General features: G+C 71.0%; 4 protein-coding genes. 2 read left to right on the top strand and 2 right to left on the bottom strand.

The window, feature by feature from the left end; all coding sequences use genetic code 11:
- Together WA805_RS17630 and WA805_RS17625 are read right to left on the bottom strand one after the other, a co-directional pair.
- Positions 1-482: hemerythrin domain-containing protein (locus WA805_RS17630; RefSeq protein WP_425242874.1), on the bottom strand; the 482-nt coding region annotated here is incomplete at its 3' end.
- Positions 482-958: a hypothetical protein gene (locus WA805_RS17625; RefSeq protein WP_422274618.1), complete on the bottom strand. Its 477-nt coding sequence runs from the start codon at positions 956-958 to the stop codon at positions 482-484. The genes WA805_RS17630 and WA805_RS17625, both read right to left, overlap by 1 nt.
- 112 nt (positions 959-1070) lie before the next feature.
- Between WA805_RS17625 and WA805_RS17620 the strand changes: the two genes are divergently transcribed.
- Positions 1071-1586: a MarR family winged helix-turn-helix transcriptional regulator gene (locus tag WA805_RS17620; protein ID WP_422274616.1), complete on the top strand. Its 516-nt coding sequence runs from the start codon at positions 1071-1073 to the stop codon at positions 1584-1586.
- A 46-nt stretch (positions 1587-1632) separates the two neighbouring features.
- Positions 1633-2142 (top strand): DUF2231 domain-containing protein, encoded by a 510-nt coding sequence (locus WA805_RS17615; protein ID WP_425242873.1) that lies wholly within the window; start codon positions 1633-1635, stop codon positions 2140-2142.
- The last annotated feature ends 36 nt before the right edge of the window (positions 2143-2178 follow it).

Raw genomic sequence — 2178 nt, 5'->3', positions numbered from 1 at the left:
GCGCGCCACTCTGCGGCCGTCAGGGCTACGCCGATCAGGGGGAGGCCGTCGCGTTCCTCGTGGGTTAGGTGGGCGGTGAGCTGGCTGGTGAGGGCGTCCGTCGCGTCGCCGAGGCTGCTCCCGTCGGGCTCGGCGAATGCTGCGTCGACCGCTGCCAGCAGCGGGTCTATGAGCTGGTGTTCTTCCTCCATGGCGTCGAGGACGGACTGGGCGTGGTCGCTGTGGTCCAGGCGCTGACGGAGCGCGGGCCAGATGATCGTGTCTTCCGCGGTGTGGTGCAGGTGGAGCTGGCGCTTGAAGGTTTCCCAGCCCGCTTGGATAGCGGCGTGACGCGGCGCATCCGCCGACGAGCCGGCCGTGGTGTGCGCCAGGCGTACGAGGTCACGGCGGAAGGCCGCGTGGGCGGCGAGCATGATCGTCAGGTCCGCGTCGCCTGTGCCGTGCCGCGCGGCGTCGGTGCCTGGCAGGTTGCTGGTGGCCATCAGCGTGCTCCGTCCGCGGCCGGGCGCAGGTCCCGCGCCAGCGTGGTGACGCGTCGCAGCGTCCGGACCGTGGTCTCGACGTCGGCAGGCTCGAGCTGCGCCCACACCGGCGTCATGAGGTCCCCGATGCCGCGGCGGATGCGCTCGCGCAGCTCCGCGCCTCGCGGAGCGAGCCTGATGGTCTCGCCGTCGAGCGCAAACAGGCCCTCGGCGATCAGGGCGTCAGCGAGCTCGCCCGCGGACCACAGGTCCAGGTCGAGCCAGTCGCCGAGGTCGCGGACGTACACGTCACGGTCGGCTTCGTCACCACGCACCAGCAGTCGCTGCATGGCGAGGTACGTCTCGCGCGTGGCGCCGGCCTCGGCGAGCACTCCCGCCAGCAGCTTGGTCAGCACGGTCTCGGCCTGGCCGACGACCTGGCCGATCGCCATGCCGACCGGGATGGCGGGACCGTCCTCGATTCGCGTTTCTGTCATCGTCTCGTTCCTTCGCATGTGCTAGACCTTTGTGGATGACCGAACACTTGGAACGCTACCCTCTAGGTAAGTTAATGTCTAGCTTTGCTAGATAATAAGGAGCCGAACGATTATGGAGGAAGCCGGGGACGAGCGCGGCTGGGACGCGGAGCAGGATGGCTCACCGGACCGAGCGCGACGGCGCCTGGAAAGCGAGTTCCTGCTCGCCGTCCGGCGCGCCGGGTCGGTGCTGCAACTGCTCGGCGCGGCGTCCGCCGACAAGATCGGCATCAACGTCACCGACCTGAACTGCCTGAACATCCTGGCCCTCGGCGGGCACCTGACCGCGGGCGAGCTGGCTAAGCGGACGGGACTGACCACGGCGTCGATCACCGGGGTGCTGGACCGCCTGGAAGAGGCCGGATTCGTCCGCAGGGAGCGGGACCCCGGCGATCGCCGGCGGGTGATCGTCCGCCTCGAGGCCGGCCGGGGCATGCGCGATGTGGCACCGGTGTTCGCGCCGGTCATCGCGGCCTGGCGCGCCGTCGCGGCGCAGTACACCGACGACGAGCTCAGGCTCATCCTCGGCTTCCAGGAACAGCTGGAGCAGATCATGCGCGACCGCCTCGTCGAACTCCGCAGCGGCTAGGCGGCACTCGGGGTAGTGGCCCCCGGGCATGGGTACGCCAGAACATGTGAGGCTATCCCTCGTCGCCATGAAGAAGCGGCCCGCATCGTCGGCCTCCCGACCGGTGGCCCTTGCGGAACGCATAGAACGCGCGCCCGTCCTCGACCGTCCGGTGCGGGCACTGTCCGACGCCGTGGTACGCGCCCTCCCCCCGGGCACCAGGACCGACGCACTGCACGGCGTGCCATTCGGCCAGCCCGCGCATCCGGCGCTGGTCCGGATGCCACTCGGGTGCTGGACCTCGGCCGTGCTGCTCGACCTGTTCCGCGGCTCGGAACGGGCCTCTGGCACTCTCGTCGCCGCCGGGCTCGCCGCCGCGCTGCCGTCGGCGGCCACCGGGCTCGCCGACTGGTCCGCGCTGCACCGTCACCAGCAGCGGGTTGGGCTGGTGCACGCGATATCGCAGGCCGGTGCCACCACGCTGTTCGGCGCCTCGCTGCTGGCCAGGGCGACCGGGCGGTCCGGGAACGGCAAGGTGCTGTCGACCCGCGGACCGGCGACCCGCAGCTGGCGGTGAACCTGCCGGCGTGGCACGAGGGCGCGCTGGACGCGC

It is taken from the genome of Trebonia sp. (assembly GCF_049794275.1).
In the GTDB taxonomy this organism is placed as follows: Bacteria; Actinomycetota; Actinomycetes; order Streptosporangiales; family Streptosporangiaceae; genus Trebonia.
Note: the sequence above shows the minus strand (reverse complement) of the source record. Positions and strands in the feature narration are given on the sequence as shown.

What these genes read in the sequence shown, in the direction of transcription:
- WA805_RS17620 (WP_422274616.1), top strand. Translation starts at nt 1,071, where the DNA reads ATGGAGGAAGCCGGGGACGAGCGCGGCTGGGACGCGGAGCAGGATGGC.
- WA805_RS17625 (WP_422274618.1), bottom strand. Translation starts at nt 958, where the DNA reads ATGACAGAAACGCGAATCGAGGACGGTCCCGCCATCCCGGTCGGCATG.